24 protein-coding genes, 1 tRNA gene, 1 other RNA gene and 2 pseudogenes are annotated in these 26878 nt (G+C 55.7%); 21 read left to right on the top strand and 7 right to left on the bottom strand.

Translation table 11 applies throughout. The features are described from left to right. The first annotated feature begins 73 nt into the window (after nucleotides 1–73). The 6 genes from GTO91_RS08065 (at nucleotide 74) to GTO91_RS08040 (ending at nucleotide 5398) form a co-directional block, all read left to right on the top strand. Entirely contained in the window at nucleotides 74–1219 is a 1146-nt protein-coding gene (locus GTO91_RS08065) for an aminotransferase class V-fold PLP-dependent enzyme (protein ID WP_161257511.1), read from the top strand. Between the two features lies 1 nt (nucleotide 1220). Next, nucleotides 1221–1904 (top strand): DUF554 domain-containing protein, encoded by a 684-nt coding sequence (locus GTO91_RS08060; RefSeq protein ID WP_161257508.1) that lies wholly within the window; start codon nucleotides 1221–1223, stop codon nucleotides 1902–1904. A gap of 19 nt (nucleotides 1905–1923) precedes the next feature. Then, nucleotides 1924–3036 (top strand): alanine racemase, encoded by a 1113-nt coding sequence (locus GTO91_RS08055; RefSeq protein WP_161257505.1) that lies wholly within the window; start codon nucleotides 1924–1926, stop codon nucleotides 3034–3036. A 220-nt stretch (nucleotides 3037–3256) separates the two neighbouring features. After that, nucleotides 3257–3766 (top strand): DUF4446 family protein, encoded by a 510-nt coding sequence (locus GTO91_RS08050; protein ID WP_161257501.1) that lies wholly within the window; start codon nucleotides 3257–3259, stop codon nucleotides 3764–3766. A gap of 85 nt (nucleotides 3767–3851) precedes the next feature. Further along, nucleotides 3852–4898: a peptidoglycan DD-metalloendopeptidase family protein gene (locus GTO91_RS18625; RefSeq protein ID WP_161257497.1), complete on the top strand. Its 1047-nt coding sequence runs from the start codon at nucleotides 3852–3854 to the stop codon at nucleotides 4896–4898. A gap of 89 nt (nucleotides 4899–4987) precedes the next feature. Continuing rightward, entirely contained in the window at nucleotides 4988–5398 is a 411-nt protein-coding gene (locus GTO91_RS08040) for a bactofilin family protein (RefSeq protein WP_161257494.1), read from the top strand. A 46-nt stretch (nucleotides 5399–5444) separates the two neighbouring features. On the opposite strand, the gene yyaC is transcribed toward GTO91_RS08040, so the two are convergent. Then, nucleotides 5445–6107, bottom strand: a complete 663-nt coding sequence (yyaC, locus tag GTO91_RS08035) for a spore protease YyaC (protein ID WP_161257491.1) — start codon at nucleotides 6105–6107, stop codon at nucleotides 5445–5447. 87 nt (nucleotides 6108–6194) lie between these two features. Here yyaC and GTO91_RS08030 point away from each other — a divergent pair, with 87 nt between their 5' ends. The 4 genes from GTO91_RS08030 (at nucleotide 6195) to spoIIR (ending at nucleotide 11405) form a co-directional block, all read left to right on the top strand. Then, entirely contained in the window at nucleotides 6195–7334 is a 1140-nt protein-coding gene (locus GTO91_RS08030) for a YkvI family membrane protein (RefSeq protein ID WP_161257488.1), read from the top strand. Nucleotides 7335–7448: 114 nt separating this feature from the next. Continuing rightward, entirely contained in the window at nucleotides 7449–9368 is a 1920-nt protein-coding gene (selB, locus tag GTO91_RS08025; protein ID WP_161257485.1) for a selenocysteine-specific translation elongation factor, read from the top strand. Between the two features lie 125 nt (nucleotides 9369–9493). Beyond that, entirely contained in the window at nucleotides 9494–10660 is a 1167-nt protein-coding gene (locus GTO91_RS08020; protein WP_161257482.1) for an ABC transporter substrate-binding protein, read from the top strand. Nucleotides 10661–10766: 106 nt separating this feature from the next. Next, on the top strand, nucleotides 10767–11405 hold the full coding sequence (gene spoIIR, locus GTO91_RS08015) for a stage II sporulation protein R (RefSeq protein ID WP_161257479.1): 639 nt from the start codon (nucleotides 10767–10769) through the stop codon (nucleotides 11403–11405). Nucleotides 11406–11478: 73 nt separating this feature from the next. On the opposite strand, the gene ssrS is transcribed toward spoIIR, so the two are convergent. Then, nucleotides 11479–11659: non-coding RNA, 6S RNA (gene ssrS / locus GTO91_RS08010), on the bottom strand. 182 nt (nucleotides 11660–11841) lie between these two features. Between ssrS and GTO91_RS08005 the strand changes: the two genes are divergently transcribed. Next, nucleotides 11842–11939, top strand: a tRNA-Sec gene (locus tag GTO91_RS08005). 248 nt (nucleotides 11940–12187) lie between these two features. Here the strand turns inward: GTO91_RS08005 and GTO91_RS08000 are convergent. From GTO91_RS08000 to GTO91_RS07990, 4 genes and pseudogenes are all read right to left on the bottom strand, one after another. Continuing rightward, nucleotides 12188–13168, bottom strand: coding sequence for an Abi family protein (locus GTO91_RS08000; RefSeq protein ID WP_161257476.1), 981 nt, complete (start codon nucleotides 13166–13168; stop codon nucleotides 12188–12190). Between the two features lie 256 nt (nucleotides 13169–13424). Continuing rightward, nucleotides 13425–13952, bottom strand: a pseudogene (locus tag GTO91_RS18775) (HD-GYP domain-containing protein); the annotation flags it as partial. A 63-nt stretch (nucleotides 13953–14015) separates the two neighbouring features. Next, nucleotides 14016–14375 (bottom strand): annotated as a pseudogene (locus GTO91_RS18770) (response regulator); the annotation flags it as partial. Between the two features lie 102 nt (nucleotides 14376–14477). Then, nucleotides 14478–17105, bottom strand: coding sequence for a hybrid sensor histidine kinase/response regulator (locus tag GTO91_RS07990; RefSeq protein ID WP_161257470.1), 2628 nt, complete (start codon nucleotides 17103–17105; stop codon nucleotides 14478–14480). A 301-nt stretch (nucleotides 17106–17406) separates the two neighbouring features. Between GTO91_RS07990 and GTO91_RS07985 the strand changes: the two genes are divergently transcribed. The 5 genes from GTO91_RS07985 (at nucleotide 17407) to GTO91_RS07965 (ending at nucleotide 21971) form a co-directional block, all read left to right on the top strand. Beyond that, entirely contained in the window at nucleotides 17407–18951 is a 1545-nt protein-coding gene (locus GTO91_RS07985) for a spore germination protein (protein ID WP_328793757.1), read from the top strand. Beyond that, a complete protein-coding gene (locus tag GTO91_RS07980; protein WP_161257467.1) occupies nucleotides 18948–20117 on the top strand; it encodes a Ger(x)C family spore germination protein in 1170 nt (389 codons plus the stop codon). The genes GTO91_RS07985 and GTO91_RS07980 overlap by 4 nt, the downstream gene beginning before the upstream one ends. Nucleotides 20118–20119: 2 nt before the next feature. Next, on the top strand, nucleotides 20120–20338 hold the full coding sequence (locus tag GTO91_RS07975) for a hypothetical protein (protein WP_161257464.1): 219 nt from the start codon (nucleotides 20120–20122) through the stop codon (nucleotides 20336–20338). Continuing rightward, nucleotides 20335–21462, top strand: coding sequence for a GerAB/ArcD/ProY family transporter (locus GTO91_RS07970; protein WP_161257461.1), 1128 nt, complete (start codon nucleotides 20335–20337; stop codon nucleotides 21460–21462). Before GTO91_RS07975 ends, GTO91_RS07970 begins: the two co-directional genes overlap by 4 nt. Before the next feature lie 110 nt (nucleotides 21463–21572). Continuing rightward, nucleotides 21573–21971 carry a hypothetical protein gene (locus GTO91_RS07965; protein ID WP_161257458.1) on the top strand — a complete coding sequence of 133 codons (399 nt, stop codon included), beginning with the start codon at nucleotides 21573–21575 and terminating at the stop codon, nucleotides 21969–21971. Nucleotides 21972–21994: 23 nt separating this feature from the next. Here the strand turns inward: GTO91_RS07965 and GTO91_RS07960 are convergent, their stop codons facing one another. Further along, complete coding sequence (locus GTO91_RS07960) at nucleotides 21995–22837, bottom strand: lipid II flippase Amj family protein (RefSeq protein ID WP_161257455.1); 843 nt, start codon at nucleotides 22835–22837, stop codon at nucleotides 21995–21997. A gap of 276 nt (nucleotides 22838–23113) precedes the next feature. Between GTO91_RS07960 and GTO91_RS07955 the strand changes: the two genes are divergently transcribed. The 5 genes from GTO91_RS07955 to GTO91_RS07935 all read left to right on the top strand — a co-directional run bounded on the left by GTO91_RS07955 (nucleotide 23114) and on the right by GTO91_RS07935 (nucleotide 26816). After that, entirely contained in the window at nucleotides 23114–23377 is a 264-nt protein-coding gene (locus GTO91_RS07955) for a MoaD/ThiS family protein (protein WP_161257452.1), read from the top strand. Between the two features lie 128 nt (nucleotides 23378–23505). Next, entirely contained in the window at nucleotides 23506–23862 is a 357-nt protein-coding gene (locus GTO91_RS07950) for a hypothetical protein (RefSeq protein WP_161257449.1), read from the top strand. 187 nt (nucleotides 23863–24049) lie between these two features. Continuing rightward, on the top strand, nucleotides 24050–24991 hold the full coding sequence (locus GTO91_RS07945; protein ID WP_161257446.1) for a polysaccharide deacetylase family protein: 942 nt from the start codon (nucleotides 24050–24052) through the stop codon (nucleotides 24989–24991). Between the two features lie 155 nt (nucleotides 24992–25146). Next, nucleotides 25147–25986 carry a phosphosulfolactate synthase gene (comA, locus tag GTO91_RS07940; RefSeq protein WP_161257443.1) on the top strand — a complete coding sequence of 280 codons (840 nt, stop codon included), beginning with the start codon at nucleotides 25147–25149 and terminating at the stop codon, nucleotides 25984–25986. Between the two features lie 89 nt (nucleotides 25987–26075). After that, the gene (locus tag GTO91_RS07935; RefSeq protein WP_161257440.1) at nucleotides 26076–26816 is read left to right on the top strand and encodes a 2-phosphosulfolactate phosphatase; all 741 of its coding nucleotides are present in this window, start codon (nucleotides 26076–26078) and stop codon (nucleotides 26814–26816) included. Nucleotides 26817–26878: the final 62 nt, after the last annotated feature.

Here is a 26878-nt window from a genome sequence, read left to right as displayed (position 1 = left end):
ACATCAATGTGGGATATGGGCTTGATGTTTCACGTGAAACATAACTAGACCTTCGAGAGGGGTTGAACCTTCGTTGATCTATCTGGACAATGCAGCTACCTCTTGGCCGAAACCAGATTCAGTCTGGGAGGCGGTGATGCATGTCGGAAAAAACATCGGTGCAAATCCGGGACGGGCCGGTCACCAGATGGCCATCGACGCGGGAAGGGCCATCTACAACACAAGGGTGGCTATTGCCCGTCTGTTTCAATTACCTGACCCGCTGCGGGTGGTCTTTACCCTAAACGCAACCGATGCCCTCAACCTGGCCATCTTCGGTTTGATCAAACCCGGTGACCATGTGCTGACCACACGGTTGGAACATAATGCCGTCGTGCGTCCTTTATGGATCCTCCAGGGCAGAGGCGTAGAAGTGACCTACCTCGATGGTGACGAGTATGGCAGGATAGGTCCCGAGGAACTGAAAAAAAACCGGAAGACCAATACGAAAGCCTTGATTCTGAATCATGCCTCCAATGTCACCGGGGCGCTGCAGGATCTGGAGGCCATCGCCAAGGCCGCCAAAGCGCTCGGCCTGCTCGTCATTGTCGACGCTGCTCAGACGGCAGGTGTATTTCCCATTTCCATGGCATCCTGGGGAATCGACCTGCTGGCCTTTCCCGGCCATAAGGGATTATTGGGTCCCCAAGGAACGGGCGGCCTCTGCATCATGCCCGGCATTGAATTGGAACCCTTGCGGTACGGCGGGACAGGAAGCCAAAGTGAGTCGGAAGCGCAGCCCTTGTGCTTGCCCGACCGTTATGAAAGCGGCACGCCCAATACACCAGGAATCGCCGGTCTGGCCGCCGGTATCGAGTATATCCATCAAATCGGGCGAGAAAAGATTGAAGACCATGAGACAAGGCTCATCAAATTGCTGATGCAGGGTCTCTCCGAATTAGAAGGCGTAAGGCTGATCGGACCACCTGTTGAAGAGACGCGGGCCGCAGTCCTCTCCTTCACAGTCGACGGCATGGAATCTACGGAAATGGGCTTTTTGCTAGACAAAGCTTTCAATATCGCCGTGCGGACGGGACTGCATTGCGCCCCGGTAGCTCACCGGAAAAGCGGCACCTTTACGACTGGGACAGTCCGGCTCAGCCCTGGGATTTTTACGACTGAAGCGGAAATCAAGGAGGTATTGGCTTCGATCACCCAAGTGGTGAATGAGGCAAAATAATATGATCGGAACGATTGTCAACACAGTGGCGGTCATCGGCGGCGCAATTGTGGGCGCCGTGTTTCAAAAGGCGATATCCGAACGTTTCAAAGTGACAGTCATGCAGGGGATAGGCTTGTCAGTCTGTCTGATCGGCATTCAAATGGCGCTGCAGTCAAAAAACCCTTTGATCGTCGTCGCCTCGCTTGTCCTCGGCGGCATCCTTGGCGAGGCTGTAGGCATTGAAGCCAAATTGGAACGCTTCGGCCAGTGGTTGGAGAGCAAGGTGGGTACCAACCACGGAGATGTGGCCAAGGCGTTTGTCACAGCCAGCCTGATCTACTGTGTCGGCGCCATGGCCATCATGGGATCCCTCCAGGATGGACTGACCGGGGACGCATCGGTGCTCTTTGTCAAAGCGATGCTCGACGGGATCACCTCCATCATCTTGGCGTCTACACTGGGAATCGGCGTCGCCCTCTCATCGCTTCCCCTCTTCATCTATCAAGGCGCCATTACCATGACCGCCTCCCTGATCCAACCCTTCCTCCAGCAAGGGATGATCGCCGAAATGACAGCCGTGGGCGGGTTGCTGATCACAGGCATCGGAACGAACATACTCGGTGTTACCCAATTGCGAGTGGGCAACCTATTGCCAGGGATTCTCTTTGCCATCATCGGGGCGGGGCTTTTTCCGCCCGGCTGATGCCGTAGGAGGAAGGGAAATGGATCCTATGACATACGGCTGGACCCCGCTGGTCGCCATCCGGCAAGCCCAGTTGATCGCCAATATCGAAAGGATGGCAAAAAAATGCCAGGAAAAAAGCGTAAAACTGAGGCCCCATTTTAAAGCCCACAAGTTGCTTCCCGTCGCTCGCATGCAGCAGGCGAAGGGCGCTGTCGGCTTTACCGTTGCCAAGCTCTCGGAAGCGCAGGTGCTCATCAATGGTGGGTTCAAGGATATCCTTGTCGCCTTTCCCCTTTGGGGGGAAGCCAAATGGGACGCCTACTTCCGGATGGCGGAAGAGTCGACGATGGCGACCATCGTCGATACGGAAGAACTGCTGGAAGCATGGCGCGCTCAGGCGATCCGCCGGGGACGGCCCGTTGACCTCTACGTAAAAGTCGACAGCGGGCTGCGTCGCGTCGGGTATCCCCCGGGAGAACGACTCAAAGCATTGATCCGCGCCGTCGCCGCCTGTCCGCAGATCCATTTTCGCGGCCTCCTGACCCATGCCGGTCATGTCTACGGGGCTGCGTCAATGTCCGAACGAGAGCGGATAGGCCGGGAAGAGGGGGCGGTGCTGCTCAGCCTGGCCGAAGAGATGGATGGAGAAGGAATCCGCATTCCCGAGATCTCCGTGGGCTCTACGCCGTCAGTGGAATTTAACCTTGATACGCCAGGCGTGACAGAGGTGCGCCCCGGAAACTATGTCTTTAACGATGCCACCCAGGTTCGCTTGGGCGTGGCGCAGCTGGCGGAATGCGCCTTGCGCGTAGTGACCACGGTCGTCTCCCGCCCGGAGGCGAACCGACGAATCATTGATGCCGGCGCCAAGGTGCTGGCGCTGGATCAGGGGGCTCACGGGAACCAGGCCGATGTGGGTTACGGCATGCTGACGGTTCCAGGCTGGAAGCTGACCCGCCTGTCGGAAGAACACGGGGTGCTGGAACGAACTGCACCCAACAGTCCCGAACTCCCCCTGGGCGCAACGATAACCCTCATCCCCAACCACGCCTGCCCGGTCGTCAATCTTGCGGACGAGGTGGCGGTCATCGATGAAGGGGGAACCATTCTGGAAACATGGCCAGTGGATGCTCGCGGATGCAGCCGTTAGGGTGGACTCGTTTATTTACAGAAAAGGACGAATTCATCATCAGGCGTAAGATTTATCGTTCTTGGGAATACTTGTGTAAGAATCGCGGCTACCCATGCCTTCGCGCTTTTCCACAAGAAACGCCCAAGCTGCCCATGAAATGCGGAAAAATGTAGACATAGTAGAGGAAATAGGGCGGATACGTGGAAAATAAATGACGGGCGAAGGGGGGTAATTTGTAATGCCGGGAATTATCGTATGGGCGAATGAAAATATCGCCGGCTTGACGCTTCTCTGTCTTGGACTGACCATCTCGATGATGGTGATTGGCTTGATCGTCCTGGTGAAATCGCAAAAGATCACCCGCATGTATCAGACCTTAATGAGAGGGCAAGAAGGAGAAAACCTTGAAGCGTTGCTTCTGGAAAATATGGAACTGTCCAAAGCGTTGCTTCAGCGGATCGAAGCGATGGAGCGTTCCATTTCCCAACTGGAGGCGATCAGCAAGGAGACAGTCCGCCATGTGGGCGTTGTCCGGTTTAACGCATTCGAAAACGTCGGATCCGATCAGAGCTTTGCAGTCGCCATGCTCAATGACCAACGAAACGGTGTTGTGATCAGCAGCCTCTATGGGCGCGAACTGTCCCAAGTGTATGCCAAGCCCATACAAAACGCAAAATCGACGTACTTATTGTCTAATGAAGAAGAAGAGGCTATCGTGAAAGCCCTTTCAGGTCTGGAAAATAAATAATTCCGACATTTTCCTAGCGCGTAGCAGGAAAAATATGTACCTTAACCGAAGTGTTTTTAAGTTAATCAGGGACTTCAAAAGCGGGGTGAGCCCCATCCCAAAAGAGGAATCACCGCGTCGCGCGCGTCAACAACCCTATACGATCATCCTTGCTCCGGGTTCGGGTCAAAAAACGTGGAGTATCAATCTATCGCCGGAACGTATCCGGCACTTGCTGATCGGCGGCGCCGTGGCCGGTGGTTTCTTGCTTGTCATCGTCACCCTATCCATTTACGTCCTGTTTCAGTTAGGCGAGTTGCAGCGGTTAAAATCAGTCAATCAGGAGCAGGCCAAGCAAATCCAAGAATTAAAGGACTTTTCCGTCACCGTCCAAGACAAACTGACCAGGGTGAAAGAGTTGGACAGGCAGATCCGGCGCATGGTCGGCATCGATGGCGGCCCCGATGGCATTGCGGAAGAAGAAGGGGAGGCGCCCTCCCAGATTCCGGAACAAAGCTCTGCTGTCAATGAACCGGGAAAAAAGGAACTGCAGGCTTTTCGATCGATCCCTTCCCGATCCGGCAGCAACACCCAACAACGGACAAGCATGAGCGCTGCAGTCAGGCAACTATTCAGCGCTGAACAGGATCAGCTGCGTCTTTTGTCCGTCACGATCCGGCAAATGGATTCTGAGTTAGAAGGGCAAGAAAAACAACTGCAGCAACTGAACAAAGAGGTGACAGACCGGCTCGCCTACCTGGCCTCTGTCCCCTCAACCTATCCGGTGCGAGGAACCGTCAGTTCTCCCTTTGGTAACCGGCGTTCCCCCTTTGGCACCAAGACGGAGTTTCATTCCGGGTTGGATTTGGCCGCCTCTTACGGTACGCCCGTTCGCGCGGCGGCAAAAGGCGCCGTCGTTTTCACTGGATGGAAGCCAGGCTTGGGCCGGGTCGTGGAAATCAACCATGGTCATGGATTTCAAACAGCCTATTGCCACCTTTCCGCGATCACCGTGAAAGTCAATCAGGAATTGGAACGGGGCGACATGCTGGGCAATGTGGGAAACAGCGGACGAAGCACCGGACCGCATCTGCACTTTATGGTCTACCACCAGGGGAAACTGCAGGATCCGGAACGCTATCTTCTGCATTGACAGCAATCAACCCCATCGATCTCCATAGAGCAGCAATCCGAAAAAAGCCTGCCTGTTCGATGAGGCAGGGTGAAGGAGGCGAATGGCCCATGTTCGGCCGGAAAAAAGAATCAAACCAGACTGCTGTTGATCGCATCGATACGGTCATTGGCAAGGAATCCCTGATCACCGGCACATTAAAAGCCACTGGAACGGTCCGCATTGACGGCCAGTTCAGTGGCGAAATTGTCGGGAAAAGTGATGTTATCATCGGGGAAACCGGTCGTGTCGAAGCGACGGTGGAAGGACGCAACGTCATCATCGCCGGAACGGTCCATGGGAACATTGACGCTTCCGGACGCCTGGAAATCGCCTCAACGGGAAGGCTCTACGGCGACCTGATGGCCACCAGCCTGATCATCGATGAAGGCGCTGTCTTCCACGGCAGTTCCCGGACGGAAACGCGCTCCACGCGTTCCGTCGACGATGCCGAGGAGGAAGCCCTCGAGAGCGCGCTCTAAAAGGAGCCTGCTCTAAATTTTTTTTGCGAAAGACTTACGAGAGCGCTCACGGCCAGACAGGCTCCACCTTCTGCGCGTCGAGCGCGGTGGCGGACGATTGGAAGGTCAGCGAAGCCACCGGTTTGCGGCGGGCAGCCCGGTAATACCCGTACAACAGGCCGCGGCTGATCTGGTTGGAGAGTTTCATCACCTCAGAGAGCCGGGTGTTCTGCAGCACCATGAACTCCATAAAGCCGCCGACATTGACGATGCCGGTGATGTGAAGATCTCCGATTTCCGGGAGATCTTTTTTTACGCCTGCGCCGGGGCGCAACCCGCCGAGGGAAAGGGTGACCTGTCCCACCTGGTCGATACGTCCGAGCGATGCGTCGATGGCGATGATCAAGGCGCCGGGGTGGGTCTCTTCAATGGCTTTTTTCTTCTCGGCAAGGTTGGTTGCGTGAATGGGATCATCGAGGGTGCCGTAGATATGATAGTAATGAGAAGCCAGGGGCGTCAGTTGGGTGCCGACAAGCGGGCCCAGGCAATCGCCGGTCGAACGGTCCGTGCCGATGCAAAAGACGACGCGCGGGCGGCTCAATGTAGGATCCAGGTAGAGGATGAGTTCAGCCAGGGCATCACCGAGCGTATGGGCGCATTGCCGGCTGTTTGACGAAAAATATTGTTTTTCTCCGGCCAGCAGGCGCTGCCAGTCACGTTGTTCTGCCATGTCCAAACTCCTTTGCGCACTGTTTAGTAACAGCTTTCCCATGCTGAGGGAAAATAAACCATTCTATCTATGGAATGGGGGATGACCATGGGTGCTCTATGGCAGGTACAGGTGGCTTCTGTGTATATTGGCGCTGTCTTAGGGGCCGGATTCGCCTCCGGTCAGGAGATCTTCCAATTCTTTGTCCGCTATGGCCCCGCAGGGTTGCATGCCGTGTTGCTCTCGGGTCTCCTCTTCGGTCTATTGGGTCCAGCGATTTTCTTTGTCTGCCGGAGCCGGGGATTTAACCGCTATCAAGAACTCCTGGACGGGCTCTTCGGAGATAAATTCGGCAAAGTTATGGACGGCCTGATCACCTTTTCCCTCTTCGTCGGGGTGATGGTCATGCTGTCCGGCGCGGGCGCGCTCATGTCCCAACAGTGGGGGTGGCCGCCCTGGACCGGTGTGGCCGTCACGACGGCGCTGATCCTCCTCGCCCTCTGGTGGGGAATCGATTCCTTGATCTGGGTCAACACCATCCTGGTTCCTTTAAAATCGATTATCTGCCTGGCCGTCGCCCTGGCCATCGTCATCTGGATGCCCTCGATCGAGGACACACCCGTTGCGGCGACCGCGCTGACCTGCCTGGCCGGCTGGGCGAATCCCCAACCGGCGGCGGCGGAGCCCAACGCCTTGCTGCCGGATTCACCAGCCTTGAGCGCCTTTTTGTATGTCTCCTTCAACCTCACCATGTCATTGGTGGTTCTCGTCGCTTTGGCCCCACAGGTGCAACGCCGGGGCGGTTATACGGGGGCTGCAGCCGGCGGGGTGCTCCTCGGCTTTTTTGCCTACCTGCTGACGATGGCCATGCTGCGCTATGTGCCCGAGATTGCCGCATACCCGGTGCCGATGCTGTTTCTCGCTGGCGCGCTGCATCCCTGGACCGGGCAGGTCTACGCCTTTCTCCTCTGGCTGGCTATGTTCACAGCCGCCCTGGGGAGCGCCTTCGGCGCCGCCCTCCGTCTGGCCAAATGCGACCAAGGACCCGCCTTCCGAAAAAATCTGACCGGATCGGTGCTCGCCGTCTGTCCCTTTGCCATGCTCCCCTTCGCCGATCTGGTGGCCACCCTGTACCCTTTTTTCGGTTATGTGGGTTTGCCCCTGATCCTGGCGGTGGTCTGGGTGACGATCAGGGAGATCGGCCGGCGTGTGTCCTTATCGAAACCATTTTTTACCATAGACCGATAATTTATCCTATGCGCGTGCATGGGTGATCGTTTTGTTGATAGAAACAGATGAAGAAAATAGAATAATAGTCATGGAACATATCGCCGGGTCAGAAAGGGATATGGAGGAATGGGGATGTCAACAACAGGGCCGGTTCATGCCATCATCGGAACGGCCGGTCACATTGATCACGGAAAAACACGACTGGTGGCGGCACTGACCGGCGTCGATACGGATCGGCTGAAAGAAGAAAAGGAACGCGGCATCTCCATCGAGTTGGGATTTGCGCCCTTGCGCCTTAGCGACGGCCGGATGGCCGGCATCGTCGATGTGCCGGGCCATGAACGTTTCATCCGGCATATGGTGGCCGGTGTCACAGGGATGGATGTGGCGATCCTGGTCATCGCCGCCGATGAAGGGGTGATGCCCCAGACGAAGGAACACCTGGATGTGATCGAACTGCTCCAGGTTCCCCGGAGCCTCACCGTGCTGACGAAGACAGAACTCGTCGATGACGAGTGGCTGGCCATGATCACCGAAGATGTCCGCCAATTTCTGGCCGGAACCCCTTTGGCCGCATCACCGATCCTGCCCGTATCGGCTGTCGAGGGGAGAGGGGTCGCAGAACTAAAAAGGGCGCTCGAATCCCTGCTCGGGGATTTGCCCCGCCGGCCTTTCGCCGGTCCGGCCCGGCTGCCTATCGATCGCGTCTTTACGATGAAGGGATTCGGCGCCGTCGTCACCGGCACGCTGGCATCAGGGATGCTGCGCGCCGGAGATACCTTGACGCTCTATCCCTCCGAGCGGCCGGCGCGCATCCGGGGATTGCAGGTGCATGGCGAGAAGGTCGACGCTGCCTGGGCCGGGCAGCGGGTGGCCGTCAACCTGTCGGGCGTCGAAGTCAGCCAGGTGGCGCGCGGCGACGTGCTCGCCAGCCCCGGAACCCTTCAGCCGGCCTATCGGGTCACTGTCCGGTTGCAGGCGCTCAACCGAGAGGACAAGCCGCTGCGGGACCGGGAACGCATCCGCTTTCATGCCGGCACGAAGGAAACACTGGGGCGGCTCACCCTCCTCGACAGGGAAAGGATCGAACCGGGCGAATCGGCTTTCGCCCTGATTCTATTGGAGGAACCGGTCGTCGTCGCCAAAGGCGATCCCTTTGTCCTTCGCACCTACTCGCCGGCCCGCACGGTCGGCGGCGGCCAGGTGATTGAACCAGTCGCGGGCAAGTGGAAAAAAAACCGTCCCGATGTGATCGCCCACCTCTCTGTGCTGGAACAGGGAAGCCCGGATGAGCGGCTGGCCCAGCACCTCGCCCGGACGGGCCAACCGGTGACGCCGGCGGAAGCGGCGAACCTGCCGGGCTTTGACCGTGACGGTGTGGAGGCGATGATGGCGGGCGCCGCCTCTGTTTCGCTCCTGAGCGGCGATGGTGTTGAATACCTCGCCAATGCAGCGCAAGTCACAACCTTGGAAAGCAGCCTGCGCAGTGACCTGGACGCCTATCATCGCCGCTATCCCCTGCGCCGGGGGATGCCGAAGGAGGAACTGAAGAGCCGCCTCGTTCCTGCATGGGGCGCCAAAGCCTATGGCGCCCTGTTGGAGACATGGAAGCAACGCGGTCTCATCACGGTCGATGGGAAGACCGTCGCTCTCGCCGACCGGAAGGACAAGCCGCCGAAGGAGATGGTCCGCCTGCTGGCGGCGCTGGAGGATCGGTTTCTTCGCGACGGCCTGCAACCGCCTTTGCCAGCGGAGGCGAGAGACTGGCTGGTCCGGGAGGGGCTAAGCGCCGAGAACGCCGAAGAGTGCCTGAACTGCCTTGTCGAGCGGGATAGGCTGCGCAAGATCGGCGATGATCTGCTCTTTCACGTCCAAGCCCTCGCTGATTTCCGTCAATTAATTGTCAATGCCTTACGTGACGGAGGGGAACTGACCGTGGCTGAGGCGCGCGACCTCGCCAAGAGCTCCCGGCGGTACATGGTGCCGCTGCTGGAGTGGCTGGACCGGGAACGGGTGACGAGACGCGCCGGCGACAAGCGCTCCCTGTGGTAGGACAAGCTTTCAGATCAAGCGCTCGCAGATCACAAGAAGGCGCTCCTTATGGTAAATACATGGAAAATGCTGTAATATCACAAGGAAATGGGACATACCCTCATTCATAGAAGGAGGGTTGTCCCATGCTTTTTTTATCGCGCCGTTCGATCATCACCATCTTCGGACTCCTCTTCCTCGTCCCGGGGCTTCTCTATGTCGGTTGGATCAAAACGATGGCCGCGCTGGCGACGGCGAAAACGGGGTCATCCCCCATCGTTCTGGCAGTGGCGGTCGAACTGTCCGGTCCTGTCGGCCCCTGGGGGCAGGCCGCCTTCAAAGGCATTCAGATGGCCGTCGACGAGGCGAACAGCCAGGGAGGCATCGAAGGGCATCCCATTCAGACCATCTCGGCTGACGCCAGTGATGGTACGGGATTGGCCGGTCTCTCCGAACAGGCGCAAAAAAACAGCGTCGCCGCCGTGATCGGTCCGGTGACGCCGTCGAAGGCGGAGGCGCTCGTCAAGGCCGGCCTGCCGGTCCCCTTGATCAGCCTGGCTACGGCGCCTTCTGTGCCCAGCCTCGGTGACAAGGTGCTTCAAGGGAGCTATGACGACCGGCAGCAGGGGACGGCGGCGGCCCAGTATGCGGCGCGCGTCTGGAGCAAAAAGGCGGCCCTTGTGGTCGAGGAAAAGAGCGCCTACGCCCAGTCGCTGGCCAAGTCCTTCCGGGAGACCTATGAAGCCAAAGACGGCAAGATCGTCAAAAGCCTGACCTACCAGCGGGGACAGCAGGATTTCAGCGGCCTCTTGAAACAACTGACCCAGGCGGACCCCGAGGTGATCTACCTTCCCGGCTACGCAAAAGAAGGGAAGGCCTTTTTGCAGCAGGCCCGACAGAAAGGCCTCCAGACGCCGATCATCGGCGGCGACGGGTTGGAGTCGGTGGCCAAGGAGATCGCCGGCAAAGAAAAAGAAGCCTGGCAGTGGCGTCTCTACTATACAACGCCCAACTTCATCCCTACCGGCGAAGCGGCCGCCTTCGTTCAGGCCTATCAAGGCCGCTACGGCGAACTGCCCCAGCCGATGGCCCTCTGGGCCTATGACGCCACCCGTGGGATCCTGAACGGCCTGCGCACCCCAGAGGTCCGCGCCAACCCCGACGCCCTGGTCCGCCAGATGGCCGGCGCCGGATGGCAAGTCGCCGGCGGGCGGATGCAGATCAATAAAGACCGGCACGCATTGCGGCCCATGGCGATCATGGAGACGGAACCGGAACTGCGCCTCGTCGAGGTGATTCCCGCCGGGCAGTGAGAAGGACAGTGAAACAGTATTTTAAGTGAATCGGATGTTTATCGAAGGGCGCGACCCGGCAAGACTACCTCCTGGATGGAACCATTCCATGAAGGAGGAGAACCGCTTGGCTCGAACGCCCTTTTCTCCTGCCTTCCGGCTCCTGACCCTTTTCACCCTCCTGGTTGCCTTTTGTGGCGGAGTGGCCTCCTATCTACCGCACTTGGAGGCCCATGAAGCTTCGCCGTTACCGCTGTTGCGCCTGCACGTGGTCGCCCCTTCGGACGACCCGGCAGACCAAGCGCTCAAACTGAAAGTCCGTGACGAAATCCTAGCCTACGTCGACCCCCTGCTGGCGGACTGCCATTCGGTCGAGGAATCGCGTGAACGGGTCCAGGCGCACCTGGACGAGATCCAAAACCGCGCCGCATCGGTCATCACGCAAGCCGGCTATGACTACATCGTTACCCCTGAGGTGGGCCGCTTCCATTTCCCGGCCAAGGTCTACGGCCATCTGAAAGCCCCCGCCGGGGAGTATGAAGCCCTCCGGGTGGTCATCGGCGGTGGACAAGGCGCCAACTGGTGGTGTGTCCTCTACCCGCCCCTCTGCCTCAGCGACCGCACCGGCGCCGTCGCCTCGGAGAACACTGCGGCGAATCCCCCTGCGATAAACACCATCGAATCGGTCAGCCCGAACGGCGGCGAGCCGAACATCGAGGTCCGATCGAAACTTTGGGATATGGTCACAGGAACAGAAAAACCCTGAAGCGAATGAACCGCTTCAGGGTTTTCTTTTGATCCGTATTGGGTCGTCATGATCGGATGGTCATGGATGGGTATGTAGACCCACAAAGGCCGTCACCGACACGTTTTCCAACCTTGCACTCGCAAGTGGGCGCCTCGCCGCCAGCGTTTGCCGTCCCGTCTCAGCGGGCATGACAGCGACTGGCATGATCCAGCTCCCGTAATGAAAACTTATCGATTGAAAACATTAATCGGCAACGCACCCAGCAGGTGTCGCCGGAACCGTTCCGGCAAAATGTATTCTACCCAAAAGGGCGGGGATTGTCACTAGGAGGTCGATGGAAAATGGTTTACGATGAAAAAGTCGACGAATGGACATGCGATTGTTAATGCATTATAATGACGATACCTTGTTGCTCAATGGAACGGCATAGAAGAGACTTTTCTTGATGTATTTCGGGGGTGAATGGGGACTGGTGTCCTCCCTGGGCTTCAAACCCACGTGGCGCGCGGCCAACCCGGGCGCGGTAGGTTCGATTCCTACCCACTCCCGCCAATAAAAAATGGAAAAGGGATTGGACGCATCCAATCCCTTCAGGTGTAGTCCGAAGACATCCACCGCAATTCGTTAATTATACTATACAATTTTTTGAGAATTAATGCAAGAGCTTTTTCTATTATTTTGAAATTTGCCTTCGTTTATTGGGGTTTGCCTATCTACATCAGGTTGACAATGGTGCTGTTACTCGGAACCCAAAAATTGTTTCCTTTGAGAAGGTTTTTCTCTAAATATAAGTTTTTCGATTAAGATTTTATAAAAGACTTTAATGCATTTAGCTTATTTCGCGTATCTGTATAAAATATTGTATTATAAACAGATATAGGTATCTGTGTCCTGAAATGATTTATTGAATTTTCGAACCTACTTACAATCTTAGCCAAGTCAGTTTTTGCAATATAAAGGTGTTTTTGAATATATACTAATAATATAACAAAGTCTACGATAGTATTAAAAGTGATGTTTGGGATGCCAGTATCGTTTATTAAAGCTTTAACTAGTGAACGATTAGGGTTAATACTGTTAAAACGTGTGTCAAAAATTACGTCGTTATGAGCTATTGAGTTTCTTAAATCTTTAATAAGAAATATTATACCTTCTGTCATTTTTCTATTCGAATCAAAAGATTGATTTAACCCTAGAGAGACAGAGACATCCCGCTTTATATTAGGATTCAAACAGGATACAAAGTTTCCGAACTCACCCAGACTAATGACTTCAAAAATGGCCCAAATTGGGACATACCGATCGCTATGATAAAAATGCTGCACCACTTGTTTATCATACGAATAATCACGTGCAAGTGCACTGTAAAATTTATTTCTCAATTGCAATCGTTTATTTAGTGCTTTTTTATACTCAGTGGTTCCAACTTGGTGAACCTTGTAGTAAGTTAGTAAGGTCTCAAAAATGATATCAAAACTATCTGTTTTTCCATGATTCAATACAACTTCAAGAACATAGTTTTTTATTGCAGTCTCTATAAACATTATCTGTGGATAAAATAGTGCTTTTAATTCCATGTCAAATGTGTTAACTGAAAGAATTTGGTTGAAGTCCGTGTAAGGTATTTGCTTATTTGGGTTTTTTATAAATCGGTAACCTTTATATCCGTGGTAATAGCCGATATTCCTAAGTTTTCTTTTATGAGTGCTCCCTGAAATTGAGATATGGTGCTTGTCCCTTAAATATTTCATCAGGGAATCTATGCTCTTTACCTTGGTCATTTTTATATCCCTCCAAACTACAGGAATATTATATCATCTCCTGTAAGTTTAAGGGAACTGAATATTTGAAACAGCAGCATTTAAATATTTTCTATCAATTTAAAATCTTAATTGGGCCATTGCAACCACTGGTGTATAAGTAAACTCACTGCTGAGGCCACTAATAGTAAAATAATCCATAAAAACAATAAAAATACATATATGGGTACGACAAAGCGCCATTCACACCGAAACGTGAATGGCGCTTTTTTTATTGTCACGATGCCCCTTTTGCCTCAATCATCCCGCAAAAACAGGCGATCAACGCCGGATCCCACTGCTCCCCCGCATGCCTTCGGAGGATGTGCAGCGCCTCCTCCACCGGGAGCGCCTTGCGGTAGGGGCGGTCGCTCGTCAGCGCGTCATAGGTGTCGGCGATGGCCAGGATGCGCCCGCCGAGGGGGATCTCCTCTCCCCGCAGGCCGTCGGGGTAGCCCAGGCCGTTGTAGGACTCATGGTGGTGCCGGATCAAAGGCAAAATGGGGGCCAGCGTCTGGATGGAGGCGCAGATTTTCTCGCCCGTGACGGGGTGGCTTTTGATCGTCTCAAACTCCTCCGGCGTCAGCTTGCCCGGCTTGAAGAGGATCTCGTCGCGGATGCCGATCTTGCCGATGTCATGAAGCAGGCCGGCCGTTTTGATCAATTCCGCATGCCCTGGGTCGTCAATCACCCGGAGGGCCAGTTGATAGGCGAATTCGGAGGTTCGTTTGGAGTGGTTGACGCTGTAATCGTCCCTGGCTTCCAAGGCTTGAGCCAGGGAGAAGACGACGTTTTGAAAGCTCTCCAACTCGTCCTGGAGCGCCTTGATCCGCAGCAGCGACTTGACCCGCGCCTGCAGTTCCAGGGGATTAAAGGGCTTGGTGATAAAATCATCGGCGCCGATTTCGAGCGATTTGATTTTCTCGCTCGTGCCGTGGAGCGCCGTGATCAGCACGACGGGGATCAACTGGGTCTCTTTGTTGTTTTTGATCACCGATAACACGGTGTAGCCGTCCATGTCCGGCATCATCACATCGAGGAGAATGAGGTCGGGCTTTGCTGCGCCGAGTTTTTCCAGGGCGGACTTTCCGCTGTCGGCCTCCATGACGGTGTACTGTTTGAGCAGGCCGCAGAGCAGCATGCGATTGGCTTTGTTGTCGTCGACGACCAGGATCCTGGAATTCTCCATCGCATTCATCTCACATTCTGTCCGTTCGTCGCCTATGACATGTTGAACATTACGGTACGGCAACGGCCGGTAATTGCCTGTCGTTCTTCGCCAGGCGGAAAGCTATGACGAAGGAATCCACTTGCGAAGAATCGTGTTCAGTTTCTCCGGAGAGACGGGCTTGCTGAGATAATCGTCCATGCCGGCGCGCAGGCAGCTTTCCAGGTCGCCTTTCATCGCGTTGGCGGTCAGCGCCACGATGGGGGTCCGGGTCTTCCTTTGCGCCTCCAAGCGCCGGATCTCCCGGGTCGCCTCAAAGCCGTCCATGACCGGCATGTGGCAATCCATGATGATGCAGTCGTAGGCTTCCCGCTCGAAAGCCTGCACCGCTTCGAGGCCGTTGTCGACGATGTCGACGGCATAGCCCAACTTCAACAGCATCATGCGAGCCAATTTTTGATTGGCTTTGTTGTCATCGACCAGGAGAATGCGTGTCAAGGGGGCGTCTCCGGTGTCTGGATCAGGATCCGACGGTGGAGGAGTATGTTTCATATACGGCCTTTGTGCCGGGCCTGTTACATGTTGGGAATTTTGTCTGTGTTCAGGATACTCACGCTGAACCATGGGTTCCGGCGGCGTTTTCGCGAGGGGCATCTCAATCCAGAAATGGCTGCCCTGATTCGGCGCGCTCTCCACATGGATGCTGCCGCCCATCACCTCGACCAGTTGCTTCGTCACCGTCAACCCGACGCCGATCCCCTCGACGGTGGTCTGTTTCGTATGGCTGCGGTGGAAGGGTTCAAAGATCTTGGTCAACTGATCGGGCGCGATGCCAAAGCCGGTGTCTTTCACATCGACGGCGAGCCGGCTGTCGCTCACGAGGCGGCAGCCGATGATCACCTGTCCCTGTTCCCGGTTGTACTTGACGGCGTTGGAGAGCAGGTTGATCAGCACCTGCTTGAACCGGGTCAGGTCGGCTTTCAGGTAATAGGGCTTTGACTCGGAGACCTGATTGATGATAACGATGCCTCGTTTTTGCGCCAGCGGTTGGATGAGGTGCAAGCATTCGTCGACCGTCTCGGGGAGCGAGACGGGTTCATTGGACAGTTCCAATTTGCCCGATTCGATGCGGGCCAGGTCGAGGACATCGTTGATCAGCGCCAGCAGGTGGTGACCGGCCTTATGGATCTCCCGCAAGCCCTCCCGGTCGGCGTCCGATAAGCACTGCGTGTCCAGGAGGTCGGAGAAGCCCAGGATGGCGTTGAGGGGGGTGCGCAACTCATGGCTCATGCTGGACAAAAACTCCGACTTGGCCCGGCTGGCCCGTTCCGCCTCCTCCTTCGCCTGGATCAGGTACTGCGCCGTATCCCCCAATTGGCGGCCCATCTGGGCCAGCAAGGCGGCCGTCTCGGTCAGTTCGTGGACGGGGAAGGCGGGCGCCCTCTGGGCATACTCGCCCTGGCCGATCCGCTTGACCATACCGTTCACTTCCATGAGCGGCTGGGAGATGTCATGGGAGACGCGCTTGGCCTGCCGGTAGAGGATGGCGAAAAAGACGGAGTAGAAAAGCACCATGCCGCCGATCATCATTGCCCCGATGCGCCACAAAATCGCGCTGAGTGCATTCGCCTTGGCATAGATGTTTTCTTCCGGGACGAGGACGAGCAGTTTCCAGCCGGTTTCGGCGACAGTGGACCAGGAGACCAGTTTTTTGTGGCCGTTCAAGGTCACCGGCAGCAGGCCGTGATCCCTATGCTGCACCTGCTGGGCCAGTTCGGCCTTGTCAGGACGCTTGTACAGGTTGAACTGTTCCGGCTTGAAGGTGTTTTCCTGGACGGCGTTGTCATAGCGGTGGGCTGTCAACTCATGGAGGTTCCAGTCGACCTCGCCCGATTGGGGCAGGGCCAGGATCGATCCGTCCTTGCCGATCAGCATGCCGTAGCCGTTCCAGGGGATGTTCAGATTCAGGATACCTTTGATGATGGTGTCGATGGTCATATCGATGCCGACGACGCCTTCGAGCGTCCCGTTGCGATAGACAGGTGCGATGCAGGAGGCCATCCAGCCGTTGCCGGCCGGATCGAGGTAGGCGTCGGTCCAGCGAACCTTGCGCTCCGGGTTATGTTCGGCATCCGCCTCATAGTAGAAATTGAAGGACGGTATGTTCATCTTCGGGGCGTATTGGGAGAGCACATCGAAATAGGGGTAGATGATGTTGAGAGAGTCGAAGGTGTTCAGATAGATGGCGGCGGCCATCGGTTCGTTGTTTTGGATGCCGACCATGAGGGATTGCAGGCGGAGCAGGCGGGCGACCTTTTCCCGTTCCGCCGGTCCGATGGGCCTATAACCGCTGTAAAAGACGGCCAGTTGACCCTCGCCGCCCCTTGTGGTGTGGTACGCGCCATCGGGCGAGTAGGCGAGGCGAGCGGCGTCTTCCGGAGAAAGGTTCGGCGGTTGATCATAGGCCAAGGCCACCTGCTGGCGATACAACTCGGCCAAGTGGGTGATCCGCTGGGTCTGTTGAGCGATAACCTCGGCCTCTTGCCGGACGATCCGCTGCAGATCGTCATCGGTCATCTCGCGGACAACGGCGGTGTTTTCCCGTTTGCTCCATTCATTGGAGTAAAAATAAATGCCGATGAAGATGAGTTCAATGGTGAGGATAGGGATCAGGGCAGTTTTTAAATAAGAACGCCAGATCCACTGCAAAAGGGTCAAGGAGTCTCTCGGTCGATTCGGAAAGGTAGACAATCTATCCCGCCTTTCAAGAAAAAGTATCCAGACGGACATGGATCTTCAAGCGAAAAAATCCTTACATTGTTATAACTGTCTTGATTTGAGTATACGCGAAGGGGCGAGCGAGGGGCAAGCCAAGGGGAGTAATGTGAACACAAAAGAGCGCGGTATGCAAAGAGAACTGCAGCACAGCAATGTATGAAGAGTATGCAAAGCAGTACAGCAGTACAGCCTATGCAAGAGGCCGGCCATGCCAAGGAGTGCCGTAGTAAAGTCAATGTCAGGGGGTACACTAGCAGGGAAAGGGGGGCATCCGGTGGATGAAAGGGGAACGGTGAGACTAAGACGATCTTTGCAGGCTCCTGCCGGTCAACGGCAGACGCCGGATGCCTTCGACCATTCCTACGACGAGAACATGAGGACCTTAAAAAAAATCCTCGCCAACGATGACCTGATCATCTTTCGCTCGTTGACGCTGGACGGGCAAGACAATCATCGCTGCTGCGCCGTCTATGTGGACGGTATGGTGGACAGCGATTTGATCCATGAGAATGTGCTGGCGCGATTGCAAGATTTCCACTGGCAACAGACCCCTGAGGACGAACTATTGTCCCTGTTCGTGAAAAGAATCGTCAGCGCCGGAAACGTGACCACAGAAACGAAGGTAAACCCGGCCATCCAGGCGCTCTTGTACGGCAATGTGCTGTTGGTCGTTGATGGCGCCTCTGCAGTCATCCTGATCGAGGCGAAGGGTTGGGAGAAGCGTGCCATCAGCGAACCGGAGACAGAACGAGTCGTCCGGGGCCCCCGGGAAGGGTTTATCGAGAACATCGTCACCAATCTGGTCATGATCCGGCGCAAAGTGACCAACCCGAACCTGAAGATGGTCTATCGGGAGATCGGGACGCGGACGAAGACAAAGATCTGCATCGTCTATCTGGAGGGCGTCAGCAGGAAAGAGTTTCTCGATGAACTCCAGCGCCGCCTCGATCAGGTGCAAATGGACGGCATCCTGGAGCCGGAATACATCATCGAGTTGATCCGTGACGCTCCGCTCTCTCCCTTTGAAACGCTCGGCACGACGGAACGTCCTGATACGGCGGTGGGGAAACTGCTGGAAGGCAGGATCCTCGTCGTCGTCGACGGCTCTCCCTTCGTCATCACCCTGCCCTACCTCTTCGTTGAATACTTCCAGGCGAACAAGGATTACTATGACAATTATTTTTACAGTTCCGTCAACCGGCTGCTGCGTTACCTGAGTTTCTTCTTGACGACCAGCACGCCTGCCATATTCGTGGCCCTGACCACCTTCCACCAGGAGATGATCCCGACCCGGCTGTTGTTCAGCATCTCCGCCGCCAAGGAAGGCGTGCCCTTTCCTACGGTGGTTGAGGCGCTGTTGATGCTCACGGCTTTTCAGATTTTGCGAGAGGCGGGGGTGCGCTTGCCTTCCCCGGTCGGACAAGCCGTCAGCATCGTCGGGGCTTTAATCTTGGGTGAGGCGGCCGTCACCGCCAAGATCATCAGCGCGCCCATGGTCATCGTGGCGGCCTTGACGGGGATCACCAGCTTCATGGTCCCTGAAATGCCCGGCGTCGCCTTTTTGCTCAGCATCTTCTTCTTGCTTGCCTCGTCTTTTCTAGGATTCTTCGGTTACATCTTCGCCGTCATCGCTTTGACCATTCACCTGGCCGGCATCCGCAGCTTCGGTGTCACGTACCTGGCCAGCATCACGTCCATCCGCTTGCAAGACCTGAAAGACACGGCCATCCGCGCGCCCTGGTGGTGGATGACCTACCGCCCAAGGCTCCTCACCCACAATGACCGGCGGTTGGCCGATCCGGGGAGACCGAAACCATGAGTCCGGGCGTTCGCGCCGGCCTCCTTTTCGCCTGTTTTGTGCTCATCCTGCCGGTGGCCGGATGCTGGAACTACAGAGAAATCCGCGATCTGGGCATCGTCGTTGGCGCCGCTTTTGATAAAGAGGGCGAACAAATTCATTTGACGGTCGAACTGATGAGCACCAAAACCGGGGAGAAAGCTGAAGGCGGCGGCAGTCTGGGGATCCGCCCCCAACTCTTTGAAAGCTCCGGCAAAACCGTGTTTGAGGCGGTCAGAAACATGATCGCCAAGTCAGGGAAAAAGCTTTACTGGAGTCATGCCAAAGCCTTCATCGTCAGTGAGGAAATGGCGAGAGACGGCATGATCCAGATCACCGACTGGATCAACCGCGACGCCGAGGTTCGTTCACAGACGTGGGTCCTCGTCACACGGGGCGAAAGGGCAGCCGATATTTTCAAGACCAAGTCAAAACTCTTCGACACCGTGTCGATGCAACTAGAGGAAACATTGCGGAGATATGGGAACTCGGGAAAGCTGTTGTCTACCACTGTCGGTGATTTCGTGGAAGACATGGAAGCGCCGGGAATCGGGGCGACAATCCCCTTCGTGCAAACGGCGGAAAATGCCGGTGATAAGGTCCCCCAGATCGGAGGCACCGCTTTGTTTAGGGGGGAACGGCTGGTCGGATACCTGGATGCCGAGGAGACGCGGAGCTTGCTCTTTATCCGGGACCGGATGAATAGGGGAAGTTTGATCGCCGTCAGCACGGAAAGGCCGAAAACGGAAGTCAGCCTGGAAATCTACCGGAGCAAGACGAAGCGTGCGTTGCATGTGGAAGGCAATCGCCCCGTGATTGAATTGACAGTGGAACCGTTGGCCGATATCGCCGAGATATCGACCGAAAAAGATGTGATCGACTTAGAGAAAAAAGAAGAACTGACAGAGAAAGCGAACAAGCAACTGGCACGAGAGCTTCAAAAAACGATCCGCGAGGTTCAGGAGAAATATCAGACCGATGTCTTCGGTTTTGGACAGATGATTCATCACAGGCGCCCGGACCTATGGGAAGCCATCGAGCAGACAGGATGGGAGCGAGTCTTTCCGGATCTGGAGGTTCAAACGATCGTCGACTTCAGGCTCAAAGGCAGCGCGCTCTTGTCAGAACCTACAAAAGTCGGTGAGTAGTATTGAGGTTTTTCGTCCTGACCGTCTTCATCCTCTTTGGGTGGGTCGACGCTGTGCATCTGAAACGGTCTAAACGAGGGAAGGAACTGGCTGTTTACCTGGCATTCCTCTTCCCCGGCCTTGTGTGGGCGGCGCTGATGGGCTTCCAGGAATCAATGCCCAGTATCGCGGATGTGCTGGAATCTTGGCTCGGGCTGGCGCCGCTGGTGGGGCATCAATGAAGAGCCAGGGCGGGGGGAGGGGCAAGGAGCAGGTTTCCTTCAAGCAAGGCGTCTACCTGATCGTCTTGTTCATCATCGGCAGCAGCCTGATCTTGCCGATTGGCGCCAAAGCCAAGCAGGATGTTTGGATGGCCGCTTTGCTGTCCCTCCTGTTCGCCTTGCCCATGGTCGTTGTCTATGGGCGCATTTTGTCGCTCAACACGGGGATGGATCTGCTTGAAATCACAACGCGCCTGTTTGGAAAGATCATCGGCAAGGCGATCATCTTTGTCTACGCCTTTTACGCCTTCACTTTATCAGGATTGGTGCTCATCAATTTCGGTGAATTCATCAACGTGGTGGCGATCCCGGAGACACCGAAGCTGGTCATCATGTTTTTTCTCGCCCTGTTGGCCATCTGGGCGGTCAAAGAAGGCATAGAGGTCATCGCGCGAACGGGGGAAATCTACCTGCCCTGGATCGTCATCGCCGCCATGCTCACCTTCTTGCTCCTATTGCCGCAATTTGAAATTCAGCGCTTGTATCCGATCCTGTATAAAAATCACCAAAAGATCTTCCAGGCGGCCATTGATCTGTTCAGCTTTCCCTTGGCGGAGACGGTGATTTTTTTGTTGCTACTGTCGTCCTCAAAACAGGCGCCAGCGGTGAAGCAGTATATGATGGGGCTGTTCATTGGTTTTTTCGCCGTTTTTACGAGCATCACCGCTGTGATGGCCGTCGTCGGGCCGGAAGAGTATGCCGCCAATTTCTTCCCTGGTTTTTTGGCGGTCCAGGAAATCAGCATCGGCGACTTTTTGCAGCGGTTGGAAGTCGTCATCTTTTTGATCAACATATTGGCCGGCTTTATAAAGATCTGTGTCTGCCTGTTGGCGGCATGCAAAGGCATTTGCCATGTTTTTGGATTTAATGAGTATCGGTTTTTGGTAACGCCTGTCGGGTTTTTGTCGCTCCTGTTTGCGTCGAATATATACAGCAGCACAAAACAGATGTCCAGCTGGGCCGACGCCATCTATCCCTACTATGCATTTCCCTTTCAGGTGCTCCTGCCCCTTTTGATCTGGATCGTCGCCGAAGTCAAGGCGCAGGGAGAGGAAAAAAAGGGAGCGCCTGCAAAAACCGGATGAAGGGAACGACTGGCGCGATGGTTCTCCATTCGATACAATGAGGGTGTTCGGTTCATTGTTATCATCGGATATGCGATACAGGAAGTGAAATCGGCGGGATGAACAAAAGCTTGTCAAATCTAATCATCGCCGGGGCGATGGCCGGCGCGGTGATGGCCCTCATCCCCCTGATTCTGTCTTTCGGGGGAGAAGCGGTGCTCGGCCTGGACAAGGCCGGATGGGGTATCATCGAAGGCGCCTTTGTCTTGGGGCTGGTCGCCCGGGTGGCCTACCTGGAATGGACCAACCGGCGGGTGCATCAGGCCATCCAGGCGCTAACGCCTTTTCGGGAGGGGCCGATTGAAAAAGCGGCGGCCAAGTTGCTGCTCGATGATCTCCAGAAGCGCAACGACGATCATCACGGCCTCAACCTGGATGTGGTCATGGCCAAGCGCGAACTGAGCCACTCGGCCCAGGGGATCAGCGCGGGACTGGCCGAACGGCTGAACCGGATTTATTGCGCCGGATAAACTGCGTGAGAGTTAAGGCGACGTCAGATGAGACCGGTAAAATGCACGATGAGCGTCGCCGCCGGCAGCAGCAGCGCCTGGGCAACGAGGGTTCCGGCGATACGGCTGAAGGCCATGTACATGACGAGCGATTTTACCTCTTCTTCGGAACGCGTTCCAGCGATGGCTTCATCGGTGTAGATGGCGGTGATCGGATCGATCAGGGTGGCCAGCAGCACCGTGGCGAAGCCGTTGATCAGCGCTGATAGATAGCCGGCCGTCTGACGGTACTCGGGAGATAAGACGCCCGCGTATAAGGCGGACAAGACGCCTGTCGTAAAGATGGCAGAGACGAGAATGTTCAAGAGCAGTGTCATGGTTGGGATGGTTCGCTCCTCCCGCATCCGGGCAACGACCTCCGGGTGAGGGAGCTGGACGCTCGCGATCAATTGTTTCAGCCGCCGGACGGATAAGGCGGTGAGCAACAGTTTGGGAACGGAACCGATCTGTTCGAGCATGAGAATACCGTTGGAAAAGATGCGCGTAAAGCTGGGGATCAACAATGTGCCGATGATGGTTCCTGCCGTGGCTGCCAACAGGACGATCCGCAGTTGGCGATCAACCGTTCCCACCAAAAGCGCAACCGCTTCCGTGCCGAGCGGGTCGGTCAAGACCCGGAAAGCCCCTTCAATCCCTTTGGCCATCAAAGGCGCTTGTATGGTATTGGCTGTGCTGGCCAATAGAAATAACACATTAAACAAGGAATAGGCCATGGAAACCCGTTTTGTCTGGACGCCAGCCAACCGTACAGCGTAGTTAAAGGTATGAAACATATGGATGAAGGCCGTCAATACGATGACAACGGTAAAGCGAAAATCTGAAAGCATGGTTGTCTGTCCCTTTCTGTATCTATCATAAAAGTCACGCATCTTCATTATAATGACTTCGGCTCCGCAAGGATATTCGGCAAGCGCTCTTTTCGGCGTTCCATTCAACGCCTATCGCGCTTTGGCACATAAATATGGAATACATGCGTATGCTCCAGAACGAAATCGACTGCTGTTTCCGTAAAAGTTTTGTGTTGAAATTGACGAACCTTTTTAAATATTGCGCAAGGGGTTTTGACCCGATAGACTTTTGAGTAGGAAACGGGGGGTGTAGACATGAGCGGCCATCAAAGAGATAATGTCGCGCCGGTGCCCATGACTGTCTTTGTCAAGCTCTTCGCCACCTTCCGTGTCAATCGCTTCCCGACACGCCATATGGAGTTTCCCGTTGGATCGACGGTTCGCGAGGCCCTCTCGGCGCTGGCCATTCCTGAGCAGGAAGTGGCCATCTGCATGGTCAACGGCCATTCGAAAGAAATCGACCATATCCTTTGCGATGGTGATACCTTGTCCCTCTTTCCCCCTGTTGGCGGGGGTTGACAATCAAATCTTGCTTCCTACACAGACGCCACAGTTCCATGAGCCCATGAACTGTGGCGTTCTGCTTCGCCGCACTGTTTTATGGGGCCATGTCGGTTTCGCTTCAGCGTGGATAGGAGTTGCGAGTCATGAGAAAGGGGAGAGATATCGTGGGGGAAATGCCGGATCAATTACGGATGCGTCAGGTTCTGGAAGCGATTAAGCAACTGTCTGAAGAGGATCAGCAGGTGCTCCGGGACGCCTTGAGGAACATCCGGTCAGAAACGCCGGGGATCATCGTGCGGGTCGATGACCTGGAGGCGGAAGAGAATCCGGATGAGTGCATGGGTGAGTTGATTCACGGCTTCATTGATCTGAACCTGTCCCTGACGGCCGGTAAGACAAAGATCGTCACCTCCGTATTTCATGAAGGTTATACGCAAGATTCCACCATCCGGCTTCTCTATAACCCACGGTTTAAGGAATTTTTGTTCCCGCTCCATTGATGTCGGTTGCGCCGCTTTCAGGTCTGATGACCTGGAGGCGGTGTTTTTCTTTGCGTGCTTGAAGGAATAGGGTTCCCCTTCTGCAATTTCTATAAATTACCACAGATGCAACATCATCGAGCTGGCAAATCCTTCGATTTCTCTTAATAGGGTTTAGAGGAATTCCTCTAAACCGAGGTGGTGTGGAATGCAGGGGGACGGGCTGGCTGCGGAGGAACCGGTAAACGAGGCCGCAGGGGGGCCTGGAGGTGGTCAGCCCTCGGGAGGGCAACGGTTGGCGGACAAGGCGACGGCGCTGCAGTTGTTCGCGTTTTTTACGCTTGCCGCTTTATTGGCCTTGCTGGCGCAGGCCGGGCTGGTCAACCAGACGTTGAAGAATCAGCAGATACAGTACCGAAGCGAGATCGAAACCCTCCGGGAACAGGTCCGGCAAATGAACGAGCGGGTGGAGCAACTGCAGCGCCAACACCCGAACCGCAACGGCGTGATCACGGAAAACGTTCCGGAAAAAAAAACGGCCTATCTGACCTTTGATGACGGCCCCAGCGAGAATACCTTGGCGGTATTGAACATCCTAGCGCGGTATCAAGTGAAAGCCACTTTTTTTGTCAACGGCAACCCGACAGATTTCGGCAGAGCCGCCTACCGGCGCATCGCCCAGGAGGGACATGCCCTAGGCAACCACACCTACAGCCACCTCTATAGAAAGGTCTATGCCTCCATTGAGTCCTTCATGGAGGATGTGCGGCGACTCGATGATCTGATCGCGGAAGCGACGGGCATCCGTCCCGACATCCTGCGGTTTCCCGGCGGATCAAACAACCTTGTGTCTCCGGGAAGGGGATTCATGATCGCCTTGTCCCAACGGGTCGTCGAGGCGGGGTACCAGTACTTTGATTGGAATGTGGATTCTCTGGATGCGTCGAAGGCGACCCCGGACAGGGCCGTCATCGTCAACGCCGTTGCCCGGCAGTCGGCAGGTCAAAAGGCCGTCATCGTGCTCTTTCACGACAGCCCGGCGAAAAAGACGACGGTGGAGGCGCTGCCGGCGATCATCGAGCGACTGCAGCATGAGGGATACGGCTTCGACGTGCTGAGCAAAAGCGCCTATGCGGTCAAGTTCCTGTGAATATATTAAAAAAATGGAAAAACAAAAGAATAACGGATATTGATGAAGCTGCCCTGGCGGCTTCATATTTTTTCGTCAATTCCGAAGATTCTCACAAACCTTCTCGCAGGATTATCATAATCTATGGTGAGATAGAACTCATGGAAGGTGAGAAAATGACCAGCAAGCCGCTCTGGTTTCCGCCGGTATCGTGGCCGACGGGGTTTCGCAATGAAAAGCCCCGTTCCCAAGGAATGACCATGGTCTTTGACAAGGGAGTCGGGTTGGTGTCGTTTCACGACCTGCTCGAAATGGCCGCCGATCATATCGATTTTATTAAGCTCGGTTTTGGATCATCGGCCCTCTACCGTCCGGAGATTCTGGAACAGAAGGTGAACCTCGCCCGGCGCTACGGCGTCGAGGTCTATGTAGGGGGAACGCTCGGTGAGATCGCCTACTGGCAGGGGGGCTATGACGAGTTGCTGGCCGGTCTGAAGGGCGTCGACATTCGCTGGGTCGAGATTTCCGACGGGACCATCAACATAACCCCCCGGGAACGGCGCATCCTGATCCAAAAAGCGATCTCCAATGGGTTTCAGGTGCTGACGGAGGTCGGCAAAAAAGATCCCCGTCAGACCCTCCCCCTCCAGGCGATCATTCAGCAGATCGGGGAGGACCTGTCAGAAGGCGCCTCCTATGTGATCGTGGAGGGGCGGGAGTCAGGAAAAGGGGTCAATTTTTATGACACGAAAGGGCAAATCCGGGATGATGACCTGGAAAGGATGGTCGATTCGGTAGGGAATGTGGATGCGCTGCTCTGGGAGGCGCCGCTGAAAGAGCAACAGCAGGCGTTGATCGCGCGCTTCGGCGTCAATGTCAACCTGGGCAACATCCCGGTCACCGAGGTGATCGCCTTGGAATCTTTGCGCCGTGGTCTTCGTTCTGACACGCTCGCGCTCGCCGTGGAGGAAAAAGCCCGGCAGGAGGCGAGCGGGGCGGAAGGCGGGAGCAGTTAAACAGCTTGGTCCAAGGGAAAAAATGAGGCCGGCGTTGAAGGGGTAGGGTTGTAAGTGGGAGCGGGACGGGGGAACCGGAGGGGAGCCACTTGTACGTTGAGGTGATCGCGACACATCAGAACGTTACACCCGATGAGTTGGAAGGCAGGTACGTTGTGGTCATCGATACCCTGCGGGCCACCTCCACCATCGTCACCGCCCTGGCCAACGGTTGCAAGCAGGTATTTCCGGTGACCAGCGTCAATGAGGCGCGGGTGTTATCGTCCAGTTGGGACCCAGACAAGGTGCTGCTGGGGGGAGAAGGGCATGGACGCCCCCTCCCCGGGGTTTTCCTGGGCAACTCCCCTCGCGCCTACACGACCGATGTGGTAGCCGGAAAGACGCTTTTTCTCGTCACCACCAACGGCACGGTGGCCCTGCATAAAGCGCAAAAAGCCGCCCAGGTGCTGGTGGGCAGCTTGTTGAACGGGGAGACGGTGGCAAACCGGATCATCCGGGATGATCCCGATGACCTGGTCATCCTATGCGCAGGGACACAAGGTCAGTTTTCTCTGGAAGACATCATTACAGCCGGGAAAATCCTCGGCCACATCTGGGAAAACCGCCCGGCTGTCGTCAACGAGCTGGCCATCGCGGCCTTTCAGTTGTTCCAATTCAATCAGCATCAACTGGCGCCGCTGATGGCGCAGACTGTCCATGGCCGGAGGCTGGCCGAGATGGGTGATGAAGCGGATCTGGCCTTCTGTCTGCAGGAAGACCGGTTCCCCGTCCTGGCCCACCAGGCGGTGGCCCGTGTCTGCCTGTTGCCGACGGAGCAGGCTTTTGCTTAGGGGAACAACGGCAGTCGTGGCAGTTCATGGCATGGAACCCAAGAGGGCGCATAAGATCAGTA

Origin of the sequence: Heliomicrobium undosum (genome assembly GCF_009877425.1) — a bacterium.
GTDB classification, from domain to species: Bacteria; Bacillota; Desulfitobacteriia; order Heliobacteriales; family Heliobacteriaceae; genus Heliomicrobium; species Heliomicrobium undosum.
The sequence above is the reverse complement of the archived record's forward strand: the minus strand, read 5'-3'. Positions and strand labels throughout refer to the sequence as shown.

Coding starts and splice junctions, on each gene's coding strand:
- GTO91_RS08060 (WP_161257508.1), top strand. CDS start 1,221: ATGATCGGAACGATTGTCAACACAGTGGCGGTCATCGGCGGCGCAATT.
- GTO91_RS08055 (WP_161257505.1), top strand. CDS start 1,924: ATGGATCCTATGACATACGGCTGGACCCCGCTGGTCGCCATCCGGCAA.
- GTO91_RS08050 (WP_161257501.1), top strand. CDS start 3,257: ATGCCGGGAATTATCGTATGGGCGAATGAAAATATCGCCGGCTTGACG.
- GTO91_RS08040 (WP_161257494.1), top strand. CDS start 4,988: ATGTTCGGCCGGAAAAAAGAATCAAACCAGACTGCTGTTGATCGCATC.
- yyaC (WP_161257491.1), bottom strand. CDS start 6,107: ATGGCAGAACAACGTGACTGGCAGCGCCTGCTGGCCGGAGAAAAACAA.
- GTO91_RS08030 (WP_161257488.1), top strand. CDS start 6,195: ATGGGTGCTCTATGGCAGGTACAGGTGGCTTCTGTGTATATTGGCGCT.
- selB (WP_161257485.1), top strand. CDS start 7,449: ATGTCAACAACAGGGCCGGTTCATGCCATCATCGGAACGGCCGGTCAC.
- GTO91_RS08020 (WP_161257482.1), top strand. CDS start 9,494: ATGCTTTTTTTATCGCGCCGTTCGATCATCACCATCTTCGGACTCCTC.
- GTO91_RS08000 (WP_161257476.1), bottom strand. CDS start 13,168: ATGACCAAGGTAAAGAGCATAGATTCCCTGATGAAATATTTAAGGGAC.
- GTO91_RS07980 (WP_161257467.1), top strand. CDS start 18,948: ATGAGTCCGGGCGTTCGCGCCGGCCTCCTTTTCGCCTGTTTTGTGCTC.
- GTO91_RS07970 (WP_161257461.1), top strand. CDS start 20,335: ATGAAGAGCCAGGGCGGGGGGAGGGGCAAGGAGCAGGTTTCCTTCAAG.
- GTO91_RS07960 (WP_161257455.1), bottom strand. CDS start 22,837: ATGCTTTCAGATTTTCGCTTTACCGTTGTCATCGTATTGACGGCCTTC.
- GTO91_RS07955 (WP_161257452.1), top strand. CDS start 23,114: ATGAGCGGCCATCAAAGAGATAATGTCGCGCCGGTGCCCATGACTGTC.
- GTO91_RS07950 (WP_161257449.1), top strand. CDS start 23,506: ATGAGAAAGGGGAGAGATATCGTGGGGGAAATGCCGGATCAATTACGG.
- GTO91_RS07945 (WP_161257446.1), top strand. CDS start 24,050: ATGCAGGGGGACGGGCTGGCTGCGGAGGAACCGGTAAACGAGGCCGCA.
- comA (WP_161257443.1), top strand. CDS start 25,147: ATGACCAGCAAGCCGCTCTGGTTTCCGCCGGTATCGTGGCCGACGGGG.